Genomic DNA, 21,582 nt, shown 5'->3' with positions numbered 1-21,582 from the left:
AAATTTACTCTACATTTATGGTAGACTAAACAACTGTTAGATATGGGCATTAATGTAATAGGGCTTGCTGTACCCTTTTTCTTGTTTTTTATTGGCTTAGAATATTGGCATTGCCGTAAAAAGGGGTTAAACCACCATTCTTTTGCAGAAAGTATCGCCAATTTAAATGTGGGCATTGCCGAACGGTTAACGGATGTGTTCACTACAGGATTGTTTTTTTACCTGTTTACCTATATATATAAGCATTTTGCCCTGTTTTCCATTACCCCGCACTGGTATACCTGGGTGCTGTTGTTTTTATTTACCGACCTGGTGTGGTACTGGTATCACCGGCTGGCGCATGAAATGAATATTTTCTGGGCGGTGCATGTGGTGCACCACCAGAGTGAGGATTTTAATTTTACAGTGGCGGCAAGAATTACCATTTTCCAGGCGGTGGTGCGCAGTTTGTTCTGGTCGGTATTGCCATTGATCGGTTTTCCGCCTGAAATGATCACGCTGTTTTTATTGATTCACGGATTATACCCGTTTTTTACCCACACGCAAACCATTGGCAAGCTGGGATGGATAGAATACCTGTTTGTAACGCCCTCACATCACCGCGTACATCATTCCAGCAATGAAGAGTACCTGGATAAGAATTATGGGGATGTGCTTATTATCTGGGATAAGTTGTTTGGCACTTTTGTAAAAGAGGGAGATTCTGTTAAAATTACCTATGGACTTACCAAGCCACTGGAACGTCATAGCTTTTTATGGCAGCATTTTCATTTTATGCTGGAAATAGGATATGCTTTATTACATGCCCGCAGTGTGAAGGAGTGCTGGAAAATTATTTTCGGGAAACCGGATAATATAGATCCCGCCAATCGTGACAAACTGGAAAAGCTATTTTTTACGGCTCCACCTGCCCGAACTAAAAATAATAAGGCGCAGCATACTTATATTATTGTACAAACCGGGGTGTCGTTACTATTATTATTTGCGGTGAGTTTATTAGAAAAGTGGTTGTCTGTTGCCCAGCTTACCATTTTCTCGGCTTTTATTATAGTATCACTTATTAACACAGGTGCAATACTGGAACAGAAAAAGTGGGTGTTTTACCTGGAATATGCACGGCTGATTATTGTGTTGGGTGGCATTGGTTACCTGGTGCAGGAAACAATAACGGTTACTGTGCTGCTGTTTTTAGCTGGTGTTGCTGTCTGTTTCTTCCGAACCATACAAAATTATTACTGCCGGTATTTATTTGATATTGTGGATGAACAGCAGGGGTAAAGTGTATGAACACCCTTGTTTAAAGGGATTTCCAGAGAATGTAATGTGAAAAAAAATGTACACATTGCAATGAAATGCGGTCATTTATTCACCGCAAAAACAAAAGTGGCTTAAAAGCTTGCTTATTTGTCAAAAATTATATTTTTGCGCCTGTAACAAAACTTTTCAAAATGTCAGACATTGCAACAAGAGTTAAGAAGATCATTGTTGACAAATTAGGAGTAGATGAAGCTGAAGTAACCAACGAGGCTTCCTTCACCAACGATCTGGGTGCCGATTCTTTAGACACCGTAGAGCTGATTATGGAGTTCGAAAAAGAATTCAACATCTCTATCCCTGACGAGCAAGCCGAAACTATTACCACTGTTGGTCAGGCAGTGGCTTATCTGGAAGAGCATGCCAAGTAACGGGAAACCGTTCTTTGCGATATTATTTGATCCGCCTGACGGATGCTTAACGGCGACCTGGGGCGGATTTATCACTTCAAACATGGGCATAACCGTATGCAATTAAAACGAGTAGTAGTAACCGGAATCGGAGCATTAACACCAATTGGTAATAATCTGGAAGAATATTGGGATGGATTACTGAATGGTAAATCCGGGGCCGATTATATCAAAGCATTTGATTGCAGCAAGTTTAAAACTAGGTTTGCCTGTGAATTGAAGGATTTCGAGCCAACGCAATTCCTGGATAAGAAAGAAGCCCGCAAAATTGATCGTTTTGCACAAACGGCTTTGGTAGTTAGTGATGAAGCTGTAAAAAGCGCTGGTATTGATAAGGATACCATGAATGCCGATCGTATTGGAGTTATTTTTTCCAGTGGTATCGGTGGCCTTATCACATTTCAGAATGAAGTGATGGAGTTTGCTAAAGGAGATGGAACTCCCAGGTATAATCCCTTCTTTATCCCTAAAATGATTTTGGATATTGCAGCTGGTCAGATCTCTATGAGACACGGTTTTCGTGGTCCTAACTATGCTGTTGTATCTGCCTGTGCATCTTCTACCCATGCATTGATGGATGCTTTTAACCTGATACGCCTGGGTAAAGCTGATATTATTCTGGCCGGAGGAAGTGAAAGTGTGGTGAGCGAAGCAGGTGTGGGCGGGTTTAACGCAATGAAAGCATTAAGCGAGCGTAATGACGATCCTAAAACTGCTTCACGCCCCTTTGATAAAGACCGCGACGGATTTGTAATGGGAGAGGGCGCTGGTATCCTGGTTCTGGAAGAACTGGAACATGCTTTAGCCCGTGGTGCACGTATTTATTGCGAATTTGGTGGTGCTGGTGCCACTGCCGATGCACACCATATTACAGCCCCACATCCGGAAGGGTTGGGTGCTAAAAATGTAATGCTGGCTACTTTAGATGATGCCGGTATGAAAGCATCTGACATTGATTACATTAATGTACATGGTACTTCTACGCCTTTAGGCGATTACGCAGAAGTAAAAGCAATACAAGCTGTATTTGGAGAGCATGCTTATAACATGAACATCAGCTCTACCAAATCTATGACCGGTCACCTGCTTGGTGCTGCCGGGGTAATAGAAGCCATTGCCTGTGTAATGAGTGTGGTACATGATATTGTACCGCCTACTATTAACCACTTTACTGACGATCCAGACCTGGATCCAAACTTAAACCTCACTTTCTGGAAGCCACAAAAGCGCACTGTTAATGCAGCTTTGAGCAACACTTTTGGATTTGGCGGGCATAATGCTTCGCTGATAGTGAAAAAATATGTAGCTTGAGTTCGTGCAATTCATTAACAGATTATTTAGAAAGAAGGACAAGCAATCGTTTGAAGGACAGCTAACGAATGTGCTGGGTGTTACACCTGGTAACATACATCTGTACCGTACTGCACTAAGCCACCGGAGCGTGAAAGAAGGCCCGGAGGAAAACAATGAGCGGTTAGAATACCTTGGCGATGCTGTGTTAAGCACTATTATAGCAGACTACCTGTTTAAACGGTATCCTTACAGGGGAGAAGGCTTTTTAACCGAAATGCGTAGCAAGATGGTTAACAGGCAGCAATTGAATGATATTGCGCTAAAAATGGGGCTTAAACGACTAACCATTTACAACAAGTTTGATGGTTCGTTAAAGAGTAGCCAGATATTTGGTAACACGCTCGAAGCGGTGGTAGGGGCTGTGTACCTTGACAAAGGATACAAGCGCACTCAGAAATGGGTGCTGCAACGTATTGTGTTACCGCATTTGTTTGTGGATGACCTGGAGCAAATTGATATTAACCTTAAAAACAAACTGATAGGTTGGGCCAGTAAAAATGGCAAAATACTGGAGTTTGATACCGCTGACGAAAAAATGGAGAACGGCAGAAGGGTGTTTACCATTGCTGCCGTGCTGGATGGTGAAGTACTTTCGCAGGGTAAAGGGTTTAATAAAAAAGATGCCAGCCAGATTGCTGCTCAGCTGGCCATTGAAAAGCTGGGCTTATAATGGTGCAATAGACTGGCAAAGTTCTACCAATACACTATTGGTGCCTGCCGGATGTAAAAAGCATACGAGTTTATTATCTGCTCCTTTTTTAGGAACCGTATTCAGCAATTGGAGGCCCTTCTGCTGTAAACGGTTCATTTCTGCTTGTATATCTCTGACTTCAAAGGCAATGTGATGAATGCCTTCGCCTTTGTGTGCAATAAACCTGGCAATCCCCCCATCAGGATCACTGCTCTCCAATAGCTCAATCTTCGTTTCTCCTTTTTGCAAGAAGTCCGTATTTACATGCTCACTTTCAACAGATTCTGTTTTATAACAGGCAGTATTTAATAGTTTTTCAAACAAAGAAACAGAGGTGGAAAGGGCTTTTACGGCAATGCCAATGTGTTCAACTTTTGGCATATGAAGCATAGATTTTCGATATACGGAATAGATTTTATCAATCTTGGCTGCTTCCCAAAATACAACTGATTGACGTATTTTTGTATTATTAAGCAGAAGATAAATCGTAATTGAGTCATGTTAAAACTACCCATTTATTTAGATAACAATGCAACCACTCCAATGGACCCCCGGGTACTGGAAGCGATGGTGCCCTACTTTACCGAGCACTTCGGTAATGCTGCCAGCCGCAACCACCCGTTTGGATGGGAAGCAGAGGAAGGTGTGGATTATGCGCGTGAACAGGTAGCAAAGCTGATTGGTTCCGACCCGAAAGAAATTATTTTCACTTCCGGAGCAACAGAAGGCGACAATCTGGCTATTAAGGGGGTGTTTGAAATGTATGCTACTAAAGGCAACCATATTATTACGGCTACTACTGAACATAAAGCGGTACTGGATACCTGTAAACATATAGAAAAAGCAGGCGGTGAGGTTACTTACCTGACTGTAAACCCCGAAGGTTTAATTGATTTGAAAGAACTGGAAGCTGCTATAAAACCTACTACTGTTTTAATTGCTATCATGTATGCCAATAACGAGGTAGGTGTGATACAGCCCGTGAAAGAAATCAGCGCTATTGCCCGCAAGCATGGCGTGCTGTTTTTTACCGATGCTACACAGGCGGTTGGTAAAGTGCCGGTAGATGTAAACAAAGATGGTATTGATATCATGGCTTTCAGCGCGCATAAAATGTACGGTCCTAAAGGCGTAGGCGCTTTATATGTACGGCGTAAAAATCCACGTGTAAAAGTAACTGCGCAAATGGATGGTGGCGGACATGAAAGAGGTATGCGTAGCGGTACCTTAAACGTGCCTGGTATTGTAGGTCTGGGTAAGGCTTGCGAACTGTGCCGTTTGGAAATGGAATCTGATACCAAACGCATTCAGGCTTTACGCGATAAGCTGGAAAATGCTTTGCTGGAAATAGAAGAAAGCTACCTGAATGGTGATAAAGAACATCGTTTACCACATGTAAGCAATATTTCTTTCAAATATGTAGAAGGAGAAGGTTTGATGATGGGCTTTAATAAAACCATTGCGGTATCATCCGGATCTGCCTGTACTTCTGCTTCACTGGAACCCAGCTATGTGTTAAAGGCATTAGGTTTAGGAGATGATCTGGCACACAGTTCGCTGCGTTTTGGATTAGGCCGCTTTACCACCGAAGAGCAGATCGACTATACGATTGAGCATGTGCGTAACACGGTGCTGAAATTAAGAGACATGAGCCCGCTTTGGGAAATGTATAAAGATGGTGTGGATATGAATTCCATTGAGTGGGCGCACCACTAGTTTAGGTGATAGTTGAACATATTTTATAAAACCTGTGGCTTCGCAGCGAGGGTCTGGTTAGAAAAGACAGAAGCAGCAATGTTATGGCATATTCAGATAAAGTAATTGATCATTATAATAATCCCAAGAATGTGGGTACATTAGACAAAAGTGCGGCTAATGTAGGTACCGGCCTGGTAGGCGCTCCTGAATGTGGCGACGTAATGCGTTTGCAGATTCAGGTAGGTGATGATGGCGTTATCCAGGATGCCAAGTTTAAAACCTTTGGCTGCGGATCGGCTATCGCTTCTTCTTCCCTGGCCACGGAGTGGTTAAAAGGAAAAAGCGTGGACGAAGCTTTGAAAATTGACAACATGGAGATTGTGGAAGAATTAAACCTTCCTCCTGTTAAAATACATTGCTCTGTATTGGCAGAAGATGCTATTAAGGCAGCAATTAACGATTATCGTAAGAAAAACGGTTTGGAAGAACTGGTATTTGAAGAAAGAATTCACTAAAATTTACAATTATGGTAGCAACAGATAACGGCTTATTTATAAGTGATAAAGCAAAAGTGAGAGTGGAAAGCCTGATGGCCGAAGCAGGTGTTGGTAACGATCCTTCCTACTTTTTGCGTGTATCGGTAGTAGGTGGTGGTTGCTCTGGATTGAGCTACAAACTGGATTTTGATAACGAGTCAAAACCGGGCGACCAGGTTTTTGAAGACAAAGGCATTAAAGTAGTTACCGATTTAAAAAGCTTTTTATACCTGGTAAATACAGAACTGGATTTTTCGGAAGGCTTAAATGGTAAAGGGTTTTACTTTAACAACCCTAACGCCACCCGTACCTGCGGTTGCGGAGAAAGTTTTTCAGTGTAGTTTTTCCAGCAGAAAATAGTAAAGGGTGTTGCCGGCAGGTAACGCCCTTTTTAGTTATAAATTTTACCGCATCTTTCACTGAAACTGAAACTAACCCGTTAGCTTTGGAACACTTATGTGGATGATATGCAAAAAAGAATGGCAGCAATTTTTTAACAGCCTTACCGGCTATATTGCTATCGCTATTTTCTTACTGTTAAACGGACTTTTCCTGTTTGTTTTCCCCGACACCAGTTTGCTGGAATTTGGCTACGCTTCGCTAAGCGGCTTTTTCTCGTACTGTCCGTGGATATTGTTATTCCTGGTGCCTACCATTACCATGCGCAGCATAGCAGATGAGTATAAAAGCGGCACGTTTGAACTGCTGAAAACATGGCCTTTATCCAGTGCACAAATTGTATGGGGTAAGTTTTTTGGCGCGGTGATCATTATGTTGGTGGCGCTGTTACCCACTGTTATTTATGCCGTAAGCATGCAGCAGCTAAGCGTAATAGGTGGCATTGATAAAGGCAGTACGGCAGGTAGCTATATTGGTCTGTTGTTGTTAGGATGTGTGTTCACTGCCATTGGCATATGCACCAGCAGCTTTACCAACAACACCGTGGTTGCATTTATTACCGGCGCTTTTCTTTGCTTTTTATTATATACTGGTTTTGAAGCCGTGAGTAAACTGCCTGTGTTTAAAAACGGGCTGGACTATTACATTGAAATGCTGGGTATTAACTTTCATTATAACAGTATTAGCAGGGGCGTGGTAGACACGCGTGATGTGGTATACTTTGCCAGTGTTATTGTAGTGTTTTTGCTTATTACCCAACGAAATATTAGTAAGAGATAATCATGCGTAATCTGATACGTTCTAAATATGGATGGGTGGGTATTGCTATTGCGTTCCTGCTTGTGATAAGTATATCCTCCACTATACATTACCGCGTTGACTTAACTGCTGAAAAGCGTTTTAGTTTAAGTGCTTCTACCAAAAAACTGTTGCACGAACTGGATACACCTGTTACGGTAAAAGTGTTTTTAACGGGCGACCTGCCTGCCGATTACCGTAAGCTGGCAGCTGCTAGCAAAGATTTGCTGACGGAGTTTCGCGACCAGAGTGGCAACTATGTGCGTGTAACCTTTGAGCAACCAGGTGAAGGCCTGGATGATAGCGCCCGCTTTCATTTATACGATAGCCTGGCACGTTTAGGGGTGGTGTTTGAGCAAAGTGAAACGGTGAAAGCAGCTGATGCCAAATCTACCAGCCAGGTAATAATGCCTTCGGCTTTGGTATATTATAAAGATCGTCAGCCCTATGCTATTGACCTGCGCAGCAGTCGTAAAGTGTTTAAGAACTTTAATGTAACCACCGATGTGCCACAGGAAGATAAAGAAGCTACACGCAATGCTGCAGAAGCTTTACTGGAGTTTAAGTTTGCAGATGCTATTGATAAACTCACCCGCAAATATGTACCGTCTGTGGCTTATGTCATTGGCAACGGCGAGCCGGTGGATAGAACGGTGAACGACCTGGGCGAAAACCTGCGTAACGATTACCGCCTGGCGGTGTTTGATTTAAAGCAGGGCTATCCCCGTGCAGAAGATATTGATGCGCTGATTATTGTAAAGCCTACACAGCCTTTTTCGGATGAAGACAAACTGAAACTGGATCAGTATGTAATGCACGGCGGTAAGATCATTTGGTTTGTGGATAAGCTGTATGCAGAGATGGATAGCCTGATGCGCAGTCAGGCCGACTTTGTGGCTTTTGACAGGAACCTGAATCTGGATGATCTGTTGTTCAAATATGGAGTGCGCATTAACGGCGATCTGTTGCAGGATTTAAACTGTTCTAAAATTCCATTAGTAATAGGATACAACCCGGACAACAGTCCGCGTATGCAAAGAATCCCCTGGCCTTATTATCCGTTTTTATCTGCGGGCAACGAAAATCCTATTTCCAAAAACCTGGACAGGGTGTTACCTATCTTCCCTACCAGCATAGATACGGTGCAGGCTCCAGGTATACGTAAAACGATATTGCTGGCATCTGATACCAACAGCCGTGTGATCAACTCTCCTGCTTTGGTAAGTTTAAACAGTGTGCGCACAGAAGAAGACTTTAATTCGTTTCGGAAAAGCAGGATACCGGTAGCTGTGTTACTGGAAGGCCGCTTTCACTCCCTGTTTGCGAACAGGTTACTACCTGCCAAGAAAGATAGTATAGCCGCCGCACTTGGCCAGCCTTTTGCTATAGAGAACGCCACGCCTACCAAACAGATAGTAGTGTCGGATGCCGATATTGTAACCAATGCCAACAACAGCACTACAGGGCCTATGCCTATGGGTATGTTGCCTTTTGAAAATTACCGTTTTGCCAACAGGGAATTTTTCTTAAACAGTGTAGATTACCTGGTTAGCAATAGCGGCATATTTGAAAGCAGGAATAAAGATGTTACCCTTCGACTGCTGGATAAGAACAAGGTGGCAGAACAGCGTACCTTCTGGCAGTTGATGAATATTGTAGTGCCTGTGCTACTGGTGTTAGGATTTGGAGTGGTGTTGCAATGGCGGCGTAAGAAGATGTATACACAAGCAGCTTCAAAGTCATAAGCAGGTGAATTATGGAATATACTATTGAGCAGATAGCTGCTTTATGCGGCGGACAGTTGGTAAAAAACAGACAGGTGACTGAGAAGGTTCAGTACCTGGTAACGGACAGCCGCCGGATCTCTTTTCCTGCTACTTCTCTTTTTATAGCCCTGAAAACTTCTTTACGTGATGGCCACCAGTTTCTGGCAGATGTATATCAGCGTGGTGTAAGAAGCTTTATGGTACAACATGTACCGGATGCAGCTGAACTATCGGATGCGGATTATATAGTAGTGCCTGATAGTTTGCAAGCCATGCAGCAACTGGCAGCAAAGCACCGGCAGCAGTTTACCTATCCGGTAATTGGCATTACCGGCAGCAATGGCAAAACCATTGTGAAAGAATGGCTGTACCAGTTATTACATGATGATTTTAATATAGTACGCAGTCCGCGTAGTTATAATTCTCAAATAGGGGTGCCTTTAAGTGTATGGCAAATGAACAGCCAGCACACACTGGGCATTTTTGAAGCAGGTATATCTCAGCCTGGTGAGATGGCGGCCCTGGAATCAGTTATTGGCCCTACCATCGGATTACTTACCAATATTGGAGAAGCGCATAGTGAAGGCTTTGCCAGTATAGAGGAGAAGCTGCTGCAAAAATTATTATTATTTAAGCATGCACATATTCTGTTTTGTAACACCGATGATGAACGTGTTGCAAAGGCAGTAGCAAATAGCGGATTGCCTTTGTTTACTATTGGTAGCAAGGAGGGCAATGCCTTACACATTACGGGTATTGAACAGGAGCCGGTAACTACGGTTACTGATAACGCTGTAACTGCAGTAAAAGCAGTAGCCATGCCTTTTGTTATCCGCGTTACTGCCATATATAAAGGCAGTAACAAAACCATTACCATTCCTTTTACCGATACGGCTTCTATACAAAATGCCATTGCCTGCTGGGCAGTGATGTTGTACCTGGAGATAGAAGATGCGGTTATTGCTAAACGCATAGCCGCTTTGCAACAGGTAGATATGCGCCTGCAAATGGTGGAAGCTTTAAATAACTGTGCCGTTATCAACGACAGTTATAGTTTTGATATTACTTCCTTTACTATTGCTATAGAGTTTTTACAACAGCAAAACCAGTACCTGAAAAGAACGGTGATATTGAGCGACCTGCCTGCATTTACAGCAGAGGAAAATTATGGCATGGTGGCGCAGATACTGGAACAAAAGCAAATTGACCGTATTATAACCATTGGTAGTAAATGGCAAGGTTATGCAAGGCTATTGGCGGCATTACCTGCAAGGGTGGAACAATATGCTTCTACCGATGTGTTTTTACAGCAGGTGTCAGTATCACATTTCCGCAACGAAGCTATTTTACTGAAAGGGGCGCGTGTGTTTGCTTTTGAGCGTATTGCAGCCATGTTATCGCAACAGGTGCACAAAACGGTAATGGAAATTAACCTTACTGCACTGGCACATAATTTAAAGCAATACCAGCAACGCCTGCAACCTGGTACGCGGTTGATGGCGATGGTAAAGGCCTTTGGCTATGGATCGGGAAGTGCAGAAGTGGCCAACGTGCTGCAGTTTCATAAGGTAGATTACCTGGCTGTGGCCTATGCCGATGAAGCGGTGGATTTACGCAAGGCCGGCATTAGCCTGCCTATATTGGTAATGAATGTAGATGAAGCAGCGTTTGATACCATTGTAGAATACAACCTGGAACCTGAGCTGTTTTCGTTTCCTATACTAAAGGCATTTCTGAAATTTCTGCAACAACAGGGATTGCAGCAGTATCCGGTGCATATTAAGCTGGATACAGGTATGCATCGTCTGGGGTTTGAAGAACCGGATATGCCTGCTTTAATAAACATATTACAGCAGCAACAGGAGGTGGTGGTAACTTCTGTGTTTAGTCATCTTACATCGAGCGAAGATCCGAACGATGATGAGTTCACACATTTACAGGCTACCCGTTTTGAACGTTGTTGTGCGTTGCTGAAAGAAGGATTGGGATATTCATTTATCCGTCATTTATCCAACTCGGCAGCTATTTTCCGTTTACCCGAGCTACAGTACGATATGGTACGGCTGGGTATTGGATTATATGGGGTAGATAGTGCCAATGAACACCAGCTGAGCCTGCAAACAGTGGGTACGTTAAATACTACCATTGCACAGTTGCGTAAGGTAAAAGCTGGGGAAACAGTAAGTTATAACCGGAAAGGGAAAATTACCCGCGACTCGCTGATTGCTACGTTAAGAATAGGTTATGCCGATGGTTATAACCGCAGGCTGGGCTATGGACGGGGTAAGGTGTGGGTAAAGGGACAACTGGTGCCGGTAGTAGGAACAGTTTGCATGGATATGATGATGGTGGATGTGACAGATGTGCCGGGGGTTACTGAAAATGACATTGTAGAGGTGTTTGGAGCTCATTTACCGGTACAGCAGGTGGCGGCCTGGAGCGAGACAATTGCCTATGAAATACTTACATCCGTAGGGCAACGCATAAAACGGGTGTATATTGAGGAGTGATTAATAATATTATCTTTGAAAAATGAAAGGGAAACATTTAGCAGCGTTTATCATTTTAATATTGCTGGCTGATCAGGCTTTAAAGTTTTACATTAAAACAAACTATTATTTAAGTGAAGAACACAGAATAATAGGCAGTTGGTTTAGGCTGCACTTTGTGGAAAACCCCGGTATGGCATGGGGATGGACGTTGGACTTATTTGGTGAGCATGGTAAATTAGTACTGACACTGTTTCGTTTGGTAGCCTGTGTGGTAGGTGTCTTTTATTTACGCACTATTACCCGCAAGGGCTATCATAAAGGTTTTATTATTTGTGCAGGCCTTATTTACGCCGGTGCATTAGGTAACCTGATAGATAGTATGTTTTATGGTCTGATATTCGACAGCAGCGATCTGTATTTGCAGAATGTAGCCAAATTGTTTCCTACGGGTGGTGGTTATGCCAGCTTCCTGCATGGTAAAGTGGTAGACATGTTTTATTTCCCCATCATTACCGGTGTAAACTTTCCTTCCTGGTTTCCTTTCTGGGGTGGTGAACCGTTTGAGTTTTTCAGACCAGTATTTAACATCGCCGATGTTTCTATTTCTGCCGGTGTAATTGCCATTTTAGTGTTTCAAAGCAGGTTTTTTCCGCAGCCGGCTAAAGATACTTCCAAAGAAAAGGGCCCCGATGAGGCCCCTAAAAATATAAATGAAAGCAAGCCGGTTATTTAACCGGCTTTTTTATTGGTAGTATTTAGTCAACCTTGACAGTGAATTTTCCGCTGGAAATAGTAGTGGTTCCCCCACTTTCATTACGTGCGGTTCCCGACATAGTTGCTTCTAAAATGCCAGTGGTACTGTTATAGCTGATAACGTTGAACTGCATTGCTTCTGGTGTAACAGTTGGATTAGCCCAATAAATGGAGGTAAATCCGTTAGGGTTGCTGGCGTCGGCACGGTAAAAATCAAACAAGGCAGAAGTGGTAGAGCTATATGTGCCGGCAGGGATAGCATTAGAAGTAGGAACTTCTATCACTACCCGAAAGGCGGTATCAGAACTCCCAGGTATATAACCGGCAAACTCAAAGAAATGTCCTGATGTTCCTGTTGTATCTGCATCAAAAAAATAAGCGCTGCTAACTGTACCGGCAAAAGTTCTGGTACCGTCACTGAAAACCCAGGCGCTGTCACTTTCGTTTGGATTACTGTTATTGCTGCCAGCATCTTTAGTTACTGTAATAGAGAATCCACATATCGTACTATCAAAATTCACTACAAAATCGGTAGTGATAGGTAAAATAGGGGTACCGGTTGCTTTCAGTTTTACCGTTTTAGTACCTATTACAGAAAAGAAACCGGAATCTGCAAAAGAGAATCCATTCTGCTCATCGGTATAAATTTTATAGAAACCAGGTTTGGTAACTGTTACATTCAATAACACAAAGTTGCTATCTGTAAGTACTTTGCCTGTATCATAGATACCATAGATGGCAGGTGGGATACAAGCATCATTGGAGTCTTTTACAAGCGCGCCGTCGGCGGGTGTTCCATTGCTGCCTGTTTCCACGCTGTATTCTTTAGCACATGATTGAATGATGAGAATACAGGCGAGTGTGAGGGAGAGAAACAGTAACGATTTTCGCATAAGTTTTAATGTATTTGCAATTTTACACATATCATTCCATTGTAAAAAGATTGATATTACAGCAAGAACGTTGCCTATTTGTTTAAATTGTCTTAAATAACCGCTGCTTTCCTTTTTTTAAGGGGGAAGTATTCCTTAATACATACGTAATTACACGAAAAAGCCGCTTATATAAGCGGCTTTTTCTATGCGTTGTAAAAAAGTAATTATTACTGTTGCACCTTAAATGTCACCTACCATTTTAGCAGGTATTACCCACTCATCAAATTCAGTCGGAGTAAGGTAGCCCAGTTTCACAGCCATTTCTTTTAAGGTAGTACCTTCTTTGTGTGCTGTTTGTGCAATTTCTGCTGCCTTATAGTAGCCGATTTTGGTGTTAAGGGCAGTTACCAGCATTAAGCTATTGTCAACGTGCTTTTTAATGTTTTCGTGCAGTGGTTCAATACCGGCAGCACACTTATCATTAAAGCTGATGCAACCTTCGCCAATTAAGCGGGCGCTGTGCAGGAAGTTGAAAATCATCACCGGTTTAAACACGTTCAGCTCAAAGTGACCGTTTGCACCGCCGATGTTAATGGTAACGTCGTTTCCTAACACCTGTGCAGCAATCATGGTTAATGCTTCGCACTGGGTTGGGTTTACTTTACCTGGCATGATAGAAGAGCCTGGCTCGTTATCAGGGATGAATATTTCACCAATACCTGAACGGGGGCCAGAGCTAAGCATACGCACGTCGTTGGCTATTTTCATTAAGCTAACGGCTACTGTTTTCAAAGCGCCATGTGCCTCTACAATAGCATCGTGTGCTGCTAAGGCTTCAAATTTATTTTCAGCCGTAACAAAAGGAAAACCGGTTAATTCGGCTATTTTTTTTGCGACTACTTCGCTATAACCTTTAGGCGTGTTGATGCCGGTACCTACCGCTGTGCCACCTAATGCCAGTTCGGTCAGGTGCTCCAGGGTATTTTTAATGGCTTTTAAGCCGTGGTTCAGTTGAGAAACATAACCGCTAAACTCCTGGCCCAACGTTAATGGCGTTGCATCCATAAAGTGTGTACGGCCAATTTTTACCACGTGCATAAACTCCTTGCTTTTGGCAGCCAGGGTATCGCGCAGTTTTTCAATACCGGGTATAGTTACTTCCAGCAGCATTTTATAGGCTGCTATGTGCATAGCGGTAGGGAAAGTATCGTTAGATGACTGGGATTTGTTTACATCATCATTAGGATGTAACACCTTGTCTTTGTCGGTTAAAGAACCTCCGGTGATAACATGTGCACGGTAAGCAACTACTTCGTTTACGTTCATGTTGCTTTGGGTACCGCTACCAGTTTGCCATACTACCAGGGGAAACTGATCGTCCAGTTTACCTGCCAGAATTTCGTCGCATGATTGTCCAATCAGGTCGCTTTTTTCTTTGGGTAAAACGCCCAACTCCAGGTTTGCCAAAGCTGCTGCCTTTTTCAGGTAAGCAAAAGCCGCAATAATCTCTTTAGGCATTCTGTTAATGTCCTGCGCTATCTTGAAGTTTTCAATGCTGCGCTGCGTTTGTGCACCCCAATAAACATGAGCGGGAACCTTCACTTCGCCCATCGTGTCTTTTTCTATACGATAGTCCATACAACTATTTATTTAGTGCCGCAAAGGTAGGGCAATACGTATTACATCAGTTCATCAATACATAGCCGGAACTGTCGCAAAAGGGAAATATATAAAGGGGATTACCTGCCTTTGAACACAGGTTTTCTTTTTTCCAAAAAGGCGGCTGCGCCTTCTTTTTTATCTTCTGTACCAAAGCATTCGCCAAACTTCTTTATTTCAAAGTCGTAGCCTTTGTGTGTGTGGTCGAAATGATTAATGCTTTCAATTACCTTGGCAATGGCCAGCGGTGCTTTACTATGAATAACCAGTAAGATATTCTTTACTTTCTCCAATAAGGCATCGGGGGCTACCACTTCATTTACTACACCATATTCCATAGCCTGCTGGGCGGCGAAGGTTTCGCCGGTCATAATCAATTGCATGGCCCGGCCTTTACCTACCGCCTGTGTAAGGCGTTGTGTGCCGCCATAGCCGGGAATAAGGCCCAGGTTCACTTCGGGCTGCCCAAACCGGGCATTGTCGCTGGCGATGATAAAATGGCAGGCAAGCGCCAGTTCGCAACCTCCGCCCAATGCATAACCGTTTACAGCGGCTACAATAGGTTTGGGTGAATTCTCTATTTTATCAAACACCAGTTGCTGCCCGCGACGGGCCAGTTCTTCACCACCAGCTGCATCCAGCTCGGTAAACTCGCTGATATCAGCCCCGGCTACAAAAGCTTTATTGCCGGCACCGGTAAGGATGGCTGATTTTATATCGGGATTGTTATATACTTCGTTCAGTGCTTCCGACAAACCATTAATCACATCTCTGTTGAGAGCATTCAGTTTGTCCGGGCGGTTAATGGTGATGGTATAGATGCCATTTTCCAATGCTGTTACTACTTCCATACTGATAACTTATTAAATGAAAATGAATAAAACGGTAGGGTTAAGTTAGCTCAATTTTAGAAAACACGGTGTTCCTGCGTTCAGTTACGGATATAAGCGGCAATATCGGTGGTAGAGGTGCCGGGTGCGAATAATTTACCTATACCCATGTTATTGAGATGGGCCATATCTTCTTCCGGTATAATGCCACCACCGGTAAGCAGCACATCCTCCATACCTTTTTCTTTCATCAGCTGCATTACTTTGGGGAAGAGAGTCATATGCGCGCCGGATAATATGCTGATGCCTATAACATCCACGTCTTCCTGCAAAGCAGCGTTTACTACCATTTCCGGAGTCTGGCATAAACCGGTATATATTACTTCCATGCCGGCATTGCGCAGGGCGGTGGCTATTATTTTGGCACCGCGATCGTGTCCGTTAAGTCCTACCTTGGCTAAGAGACCCGGATAGGTCTGTTAAATGTGGAATTCATTAATCCTAACGGATGTTTGTATTCAAACCTACACAAAAACAGCGAAAAATCGGATGGATATTGCAGCGTGTGCTTAACTGCCCTGGGCTGCTACAAAGTTGATGTCATTGATATCGGTGAACACAACATACATACGCCTCCAGGGCTCATCGCCCAGCATTTGCCATTTGTGACCTGATCCGGTAGTGTCCATGGCTATTAATATTTCGCCGGGGTTAAGGATAAACTTCTTACCGGAGTTCATCTCAAATTCCAGGGTGCCCTGTAAAGTAACTACATATTGTGTAGCGGGGGCGGGATGCCAGTCGTAAACAGAGTGTGGGGCAGTTTCTTTAAAGTGGGTAGAAACAGCAGAAGTGCTTACATCATTGGTGACAAAGCCTTCTGTAAAATGTGAATGTCCGTCAGTACCGGTGTAAAGATGGTATGCTTTTATCATAATATGGGTTGTATTGTAAACCTATAGGATACCGTTTTGGGTAAGGGGGCATCCTATAGGCTGGTTATATCTGCCTAAGCAGTTTGTAATAACTGTAAAGTATGTTTAATGCGTGCAATAGTTGCTTCTTTACCTATCATTGTGGCAATATCAAACACGCCCGGGCCAAACTTGCCACCTACCAGCATAATGCGCAAAGGCAGCATCAGCTCGCCGGTTTTTAACTGTTGTACAGCGGCTATTTCTTTAAACTCTTTTTCCAGGCTGTCGTGATCCCAGCTGCTCATCAGTTCATAAGCGCGGATCAGCTCTACAAAGAACAACTGCTTTTGATCGTTCCATTTAGGCTGAATAGCAGGGGTGTCTATTGTAGCAGGGGCGCGGAAAAAGAAATCGGCCTGTGCCACAAAATCGCTTAACAGGGTGCAACGGTCTTTTACCAGTTCCAGCACTGTGGTAAACTGCGTATCATCGGTAATGGCAATACCCGCTTGTTCAAAGATGGTTTTCACCGTAGGCTGCCATTTTTCGGCAGGCAGGCGTTTAATCCATTCACTGTTGAACCATTTGGCTTTTTCAAAATCGAAAATAGCGCCGCTGTGGTTTACGCGCGACAGGTCAAAGCGTTCTACCAGTTCTTCCAGGGAAAACACTTCCTGGTCGGTGCCATCGTTCCAGCCTAACAGTGCCAGCACGTTTACAAATGCTTCAGGCAGGAAACCACGTTCGCGGAAACCTTCTGTAAAATCCTGTGTACGTGGATCGGTCCAGTTCATAGCAAAAATGGGGAAACCATATTTGTTGCCATGGCGTTTGCTGAGCTTAGAGCCATCGGGACCTAAAATCAACGGCAGGTGTGCCCATTGTGGCATGTTTTCCAGGCCAAACAGGTATTTCCATAATAACACATGTACAGGAGCGCTGGACAGCCATTCTTCTCCACGGAAAGCGTGTGAAATGTGCATCAGGTAATCATCTACTACCACCGCCAGGTGATAGGTAGGCATACCATCTGCTTTCAGTAATACTTTATCATCTACCAGTTCGGACTGGAAGCTTACTTCGCCACGTATCATATCCTGGAAACTGATGGTTTCGTTATCCGGCATTTTAATACGCACCACGTGCGGAGTGCCCTCGCTGAGTAAGCGGGTAACTTCTTCGGCAGGTAATGTTAATGAATTGCGCATTTTACCACGCAGGGTATGCCCATACTGCGGAGAAGGGTTTTCATCGGTTTTATATTGCTGGCGCATGTTTTCCAGCTCTTCCGAGGTATCAAATGCGTAGTAGGCCTGACCTTGTGCTATCAGCTTTTCGGCATACTCCTTATACAGCGGTTTGCGTTCGCTTTGACGGTAGGGGCCGTACTGACCACCTTTGTGCGGACCTTCATCGGCTTCCAGGCCACACCAACGTAAAGTTTCTGTTATATATTCTTCGGCACCGGCTACAAAACGGGTTTGGTCGGTGTCTTCAATTCGTAGTATAAATTCGCCTCCTTGCTTCTTAGCAAACAGGTAATTGAACAAAACGGTTCTAACGCCACCCAAATGCAATCCTCCGGTTGGAGAGGGGGCAAAACGTACTCTTACTTTTTTGCTGCTCATAGGGCGCAAAGATAATATTAGGGTTGAGTATATTTGTTATTATGTATCTGGTAACATCGCCCTGGTGGCTTCGTAAACTCTATGCCCCCGCGCTAACCTGGCAGATGCCCGACAGCGGGAAAGTGTTATACCTCACTTTTGATGATGGTCCGCACGAGCAGGCCACCCCTTTTGTGCTGGATCAGCTAAAGGCCTGGAATGCCAAAGGCACTTTTTTTTGCATTGGCAAAAATGTGCAGCAGCACCGGGATATTTATACGCGCATACTGGATGAAGGCCATGCTATTGGCAACCACACACAAAACCATGTAAACGGCTGGAAAACAGTCGATGAGAAATATATCGCAGATATTAACGAAGCGGCTAAATATATTGATAGCAACCTGTTTCGCCCACCTTATGGCCGCATTAGCCGCTTTCAGGCCAATTTCCTGCACAATATTGCCCGGCCTGCCTACCGCATTATTATGTGGAGTGTGTTAAGCGGCGATTTTGACAGAAAACTGAAACCGGAACGTTGTTTGGATAACGTATTAATGAATGCCCGGCCTGGTAGCATTGTGGTATTTCACGATAGCACAAAGGCATGGGACAGGATGAGTTTTGCCCTGCCACGGGTGTTAGAGCATTTTGCGGGGCAGGGATACGTTTTTAAAAGTTTGTAACAACGGCTGGCAACGGTGAAGCCTGCATTTTATACACATGAGCGTTCAACGTTATATTGCCCATTTTGATCTGGACTCGTTTTTTGTGAGTGTGGAAGTGCTGCGCGATCCATCGTTAAAAGGTAAAGCGGTGATTGTGGGCGGCTCGGTAGATCGGGGGGTGGTGGCTGCCTGTAGCTACGCTGCCCGGCAGTTTGGCGTGCATAGTGCCATGCCTATGAAACGGGCTATGCAGTTATGTCCGCATGCGATTGTATTAAAAGGTACGCGGGGCGAATACAGCCGTTATTCCCGTATGGTTACCGAAATTATTGCCGCCAAAGCGCCTTTGTTTGAAAAGGCTTCTATTGATGAGTTTTATGTGGACTTAACCGGGATGGATCGCTTTTTTAATCCTTATCAATGGACAATTGCCCTGCGGCAGGAGATTACGGAAACTACCCAACTGCCTATTTCATTCGGGCTGGCTACCAATAAAATGGTAGCAAAGATTGCCACAGACGAAGCCAAGCCCAACGGTTACCTATATGTACATCCCGGTATGGAACAGGCTTTTCTGGCACCGCTGGCGGTGAATAAAATTCCGGGTGTGGGTAAGCAAACCTTTGCTACCCTGCAAACGATGAACATTCAAAAGATCGGTGACATTTTACAATATACACCTGAACAGCTGGAACGTAAGCTGGGTAAATACGGCAGCGAGCTGCATCAGAAAGCGCTGGGGCTGCATTTTGGAGAAGTGGTGAACGAACATGAAGCCAAATCTATTTCTACAGAAAACACGTTTGAAGAAAACATCGCCGACCTGGAATTCTTACACGCGCAGCTGGTGCGGATGACAGAGCGGGTGGCGTATGAACTGCGGCAGGAAGATAAACTGGCGGGATGTATTACCGTGAAAATAAGGTACCCCGATTTTTCCACTACCTCGCGGCAAACAACTGTATCCTATACATTTAGCGATGACGAGCTGATTGCAGCTGCTATGGATTTGTTTGAGAAACTACATAAAAAAGGAGCGCCTATACGCTTACTGGGCGTGCGGTTAACCGATTTTGTAAGTCATGGTATGCAGGGGAATTTATTTGAGGATACCACTAAAAAATCCAACCTGTATAAGGCTATTGATGATGTAAAGAATAAGTTTGGAAAAATGGCTTTGAATAAGGCACGCACTGTTCCCTTGCCTAGGAAAGAGGAACCCGGAAAGGAGGAGGAAAAATAATTTCTTTATTAACCTACCTGTTTTGTAGGGAATACTCTTATCTTCGAGACCTAAATTTCACCATATGAGCTTACGTTTAGGGGATACAGCCCCCAATTTTAAAGCACAGACTACAATAGGAGAGATCGATTTTCATGAATATCTTGGCGATGGATGGGGTATTTTATTCTCTCATCCTGCTGATTATACACCGGTGTGTACCACCGAGTTAGGTAAAACCGCATTGTTGCAGGAAGAGTTTGCTAAACGTAATGTAAAAGTGCTGGCATTAAGTGTTGACCCCCTGGATAAACACCATGGCTGGGTAAATGATATTAATGAAACACAGAACGTTTCAGTAGGTTTTCCTATTATTGCAGACGATAACAGGGAAGTGGCTACTTTATATGACATGATTCACCCTAATGCATCAGCTACCGCCACCGTGCGTTCGCTGTTTGTAATAGGGCCTGACAAGAAGATAAAGTTAACACTGACTTACCCTGCCTCAACAGGCAGAAACTTCCAGGAAGTACTGCGCGTGATTGAATCACTGCAATTAACCGCAGAATACAGTGTGGCCACGCCAGCTGACTGGAAATCAGGAGAAGATGTTATTGTGGTTCCGGCTGTTAGCACAGAAGATGCCATTCAAAAATTCCCTAAGGGAGTAAAAGTGGTAAAACCTTATCTGCGTTATACGCCGCAGCCTAACAAATAAGGAAGATTTTTATAAGCATAATGGTTTATTTCTTTGTACTCGTTCCGGTCCCGTTGTCTAGCGGGACTTTTTTTATGCCATAACCTGACGAATACATATATAACAAAAGCCCTCGTGCAAGGGCTTTTGTTATATTGAGATTTTAGCGCTGATGCTTTTCCAATTGTTGTAAGGTGGCCCGCAAGTCTTTTGGTAGAGGGGCTTCCAGTTCAAAAACTTCTCCGTTCAGCTCAAATTTTAATAACCAGGAATGGAGGGCCAGCCTGCCTAATATCGGGCGCTCATTCAACTCGTTTTTATTCAGGTTATAATTTTTCTTTTTCAGCGCAGAGATGAAAATAGGCTCTCCGTTACTGTATAAATCATCGCAAACAATGGCGTGGCCCAGGTGCTGCATATGTACTCGAATCTGGTGGGTGCGGCCGGTGTGTATCTGAAACTTTAACCAGGAATACAAACGGAAAGCCTGTTGCACCTCGTAATCGGTTAACGACGCCTTGCCTTTGGCATGGGTGATCATTTTGCCATTACCGGCAGGATGCTCCATAATAGCGGCATCTACACTACCTTTTTCGGGGTAAGGAATACCATACACCATACCCTGGTAGTATTTTTCTACTTCCCGGCCTTCAAACAGGGCTGATAAGGCTTTATGGGTTTCTTCGTCTTTGGCAAATACAATAACACCACTGGTGTCTTTATCCAGGCGGTGAACGGTAAAGATGCTGCCATACTTAGCCAGCAGCATGTCTTTTAACGATGGTTCTGATTGCTTGCGGTCAGGCACACTTAATAAGCCGGAAGGCTTGTTAATAGCAATGAACTGATCGTTTTCAAATATGATATTATCGGCAGTGAGAACTTGCTTCATTT

22 protein-coding genes are annotated in these 21,582 nt (G+C 43.9%); 14 read left to right on the top strand and 8 right to left on the bottom strand.

What is annotated here, in order from left to right; translation table 11 throughout:
• Positions 1 to 42 precede the first annotated feature (42 nt).
• The 4 genes from FLA_RS24375 (at position 43) to rnc (ending at position 3,747) form a co-directional block, all read left to right on the top strand.
• Positions 43 to 1,278, top strand: coding sequence for a sterol desaturase family protein (locus FLA_RS24375; protein ID WP_076375247.1), 1,236 nt, complete (start codon positions 43 to 45; stop codon positions 1,276 to 1,278).
• A 170-nt stretch (positions 1,279 to 1,448) separates the two neighbouring features.
• On the top strand, positions 1,449 to 1,685 hold the full coding sequence (locus FLA_RS24370) for an acyl carrier protein (protein WP_026751146.1): 237 nt from the start codon (positions 1,449 to 1,451) through the stop codon (positions 1,683 to 1,685).
• A gap of 96 nt (positions 1,686 to 1,781) precedes the next feature.
• Positions 1,782 to 3,035, top strand: coding sequence for a beta-ketoacyl-ACP synthase II (fabF, locus tag FLA_RS24365; protein WP_076377284.1), 1,254 nt, complete (start codon positions 1,782 to 1,784; stop codon positions 3,033 to 3,035).
• Between the two features lie 4 nt (positions 3,036 to 3,039).
• Entirely contained in the window at positions 3,040 to 3,747 is a 708-nt protein-coding gene (gene rnc, locus FLA_RS24360) for a ribonuclease III (RefSeq protein ID WP_076375245.1), read from the top strand.
• Here rnc and mce read toward each other — a convergent pair.
• Positions 3,742 to 4,149 carry a methylmalonyl-CoA epimerase gene (mce, locus tag FLA_RS24355; protein ID WP_076375243.1) on the bottom strand — a complete coding sequence of 136 codons (408 nt, stop codon included), beginning with the start codon at positions 4,147 to 4,149 and terminating at the stop codon, positions 3,742 to 3,744. The genes rnc and mce overlap by 6 nt on opposite strands.
• A gap of 117 nt (positions 4,150 to 4,266) precedes the next feature.
• On the opposite strand from mce, the gene FLA_RS24350 reads away from it, so the two are divergent.
• The 7 genes from FLA_RS24350 to FLA_RS24320 all read left to right on the top strand — a co-directional run bounded on the left by FLA_RS24350 (position 4,267) and on the right by FLA_RS24320 (position 12,190).
• Positions 4,267 to 5,484, top strand: coding sequence for an IscS subfamily cysteine desulfurase (locus tag FLA_RS24350; RefSeq protein ID WP_076375241.1), 1,218 nt, complete (start codon positions 4,267 to 4,269; stop codon positions 5,482 to 5,484).
• A gap of 83 nt (positions 5,485 to 5,567) precedes the next feature.
• Positions 5,568 to 5,981, top strand: coding sequence for a Fe-S cluster assembly scaffold IscU (gene iscU, locus FLA_RS24345; RefSeq protein WP_076375239.1), 414 nt, complete (start codon positions 5,568 to 5,570; stop codon positions 5,979 to 5,981).
• Positions 5,982 to 5,992: 11 nt separating this feature from the next.
• Positions 5,993 to 6,343: a HesB/IscA family protein gene (locus tag FLA_RS24340; protein WP_076375237.1), complete on the top strand. Its 351-nt coding sequence runs from the start codon at positions 5,993 to 5,995 to the stop codon at positions 6,341 to 6,343.
• 121 nt (positions 6,344 to 6,464) lie between these two features.
• Complete coding sequence (gene gldF / locus FLA_RS24335) at positions 6,465 to 7,181, top strand: gliding motility-associated ABC transporter permease subunit GldF (protein ID WP_231940323.1); 717 nt, start codon at positions 6,465 to 6,467, stop codon at positions 7,179 to 7,181.
• A gap of 2 nt (positions 7,182 to 7,183) precedes the next feature.
• A complete protein-coding gene (gldG, locus tag FLA_RS24330) occupies positions 7,184 to 8,944 on the top strand; it encodes a gliding motility-associated ABC transporter substrate-binding protein GldG (RefSeq protein WP_076375233.1) in 1,761 nt (586 codons plus the stop codon).
• An 11-nt stretch (positions 8,945 to 8,955) separates the two neighbouring features.
• Positions 8,956 to 11,475, top strand: a complete 2,520-nt coding sequence (locus FLA_RS24325) for a bifunctional UDP-N-acetylmuramoyl-tripeptide:D-alanyl-D-alanine ligase/alanine racemase (RefSeq protein ID WP_076375231.1) — start codon at positions 8,956 to 8,958, stop codon at positions 11,473 to 11,475.
• 22 nt (positions 11,476 to 11,497) lie between these two features.
• A complete protein-coding gene (locus tag FLA_RS24320; RefSeq protein ID WP_076375229.1) occupies positions 11,498 to 12,190 on the top strand; it encodes a lipoprotein signal peptidase in 693 nt (230 codons plus the stop codon).
• Between the two features lie 22 nt (positions 12,191 to 12,212).
• Here the strand turns inward: FLA_RS24320 and FLA_RS24315 are convergent, their stop codons facing one another.
• The 6 genes from FLA_RS24315 to gltX form a co-directional block, all read right to left on the bottom strand.
• Positions 12,213 to 13,103: a hypothetical protein gene (locus tag FLA_RS24315; RefSeq protein WP_144263946.1), complete on the bottom strand. Its 891-nt coding sequence runs from the start codon at positions 13,101 to 13,103 to the stop codon at positions 12,213 to 12,215.
• Between the two features lie 222 nt (positions 13,104 to 13,325).
• Positions 13,326 to 14,723 (bottom strand): class II fumarate hydratase, encoded by a 1,398-nt coding sequence (gene fumC / locus FLA_RS24310; protein WP_076375225.1) that lies wholly within the window; start codon positions 14,721 to 14,723, stop codon positions 13,326 to 13,328.
• 101 nt (positions 14,724 to 14,824) lie between these two features.
• Positions 14,825 to 15,595, bottom strand: a complete 771-nt coding sequence (locus tag FLA_RS24305) for an enoyl-CoA hydratase/isomerase family protein (protein WP_197705826.1) — start codon at positions 15,593 to 15,595, stop codon at positions 14,825 to 14,827.
• Positions 15,596 to 15,675: 80 nt separating this feature from the next.
• A complete protein-coding gene (locus FLA_RS24300) occupies positions 15,676 to 15,978 on the bottom strand; it encodes a cobalamin B12-binding domain-containing protein (protein WP_231940464.1) in 303 nt (100 codons plus the stop codon).
• Between the two features lie 165 nt (positions 15,979 to 16,143).
• Entirely contained in the window at positions 16,144 to 16,509 is a 366-nt protein-coding gene (locus FLA_RS24295; RefSeq protein ID WP_076375221.1) for a cupin domain-containing protein, read from the bottom strand.
• 74 nt (positions 16,510 to 16,583) lie between these two features.
• Positions 16,584 to 18,119, bottom strand: a complete 1,536-nt coding sequence (gene gltX / locus FLA_RS24290) for a glutamate--tRNA ligase (RefSeq protein WP_076375219.1) — start codon at positions 18,117 to 18,119, stop codon at positions 16,584 to 16,586.
• A 41-nt stretch (positions 18,120 to 18,160) separates the two neighbouring features.
• On the opposite strand from gltX, the gene FLA_RS24285 reads away from it, so the two are divergent.
• From FLA_RS24285 to FLA_RS24275, 3 genes are all read left to right on the top strand, one after another.
• Entirely contained in the window at positions 18,161 to 18,784 is a 624-nt protein-coding gene (locus FLA_RS24285) for a polysaccharide deacetylase family protein (RefSeq protein WP_076375217.1), read from the top strand.
• A gap of 37 nt (positions 18,785 to 18,821) precedes the next feature.
• Positions 18,822 to 20,009, top strand: coding sequence for a DNA polymerase IV (gene dinB, locus FLA_RS24280; RefSeq protein WP_076375215.1), 1,188 nt, complete (start codon positions 18,822 to 18,824; stop codon positions 20,007 to 20,009).
• A gap of 64 nt (positions 20,010 to 20,073) precedes the next feature.
• Positions 20,074 to 20,709: a peroxiredoxin gene (locus tag FLA_RS24275; RefSeq protein ID WP_076375213.1), complete on the top strand. Its 636-nt coding sequence runs from the start codon at positions 20,074 to 20,076 to the stop codon at positions 20,707 to 20,709.
• A 142-nt stretch (positions 20,710 to 20,851) separates the two neighbouring features.
• Here the strand turns inward: FLA_RS24275 and FLA_RS24270 are convergent, their stop codons facing one another.
• Positions 20,852 to 21,580, bottom strand: coding sequence for an RluA family pseudouridine synthase (locus tag FLA_RS24270; protein ID WP_076375211.1), 729 nt, complete (start codon positions 21,578 to 21,580; stop codon positions 20,852 to 20,854).
• Positions 21,581 to 21,582 lie beyond the last annotated feature (2 nt).

The organism is Filimonas lacunae, from assembly GCF_002355595.1.
GTDB lineage: Bacteria > Bacteroidota > Bacteroidia > Chitinophagales > Chitinophagaceae > Filimonas > Filimonas lacunae.
This window is presented reverse-complemented; position numbering and strand designations above follow the sequence as displayed.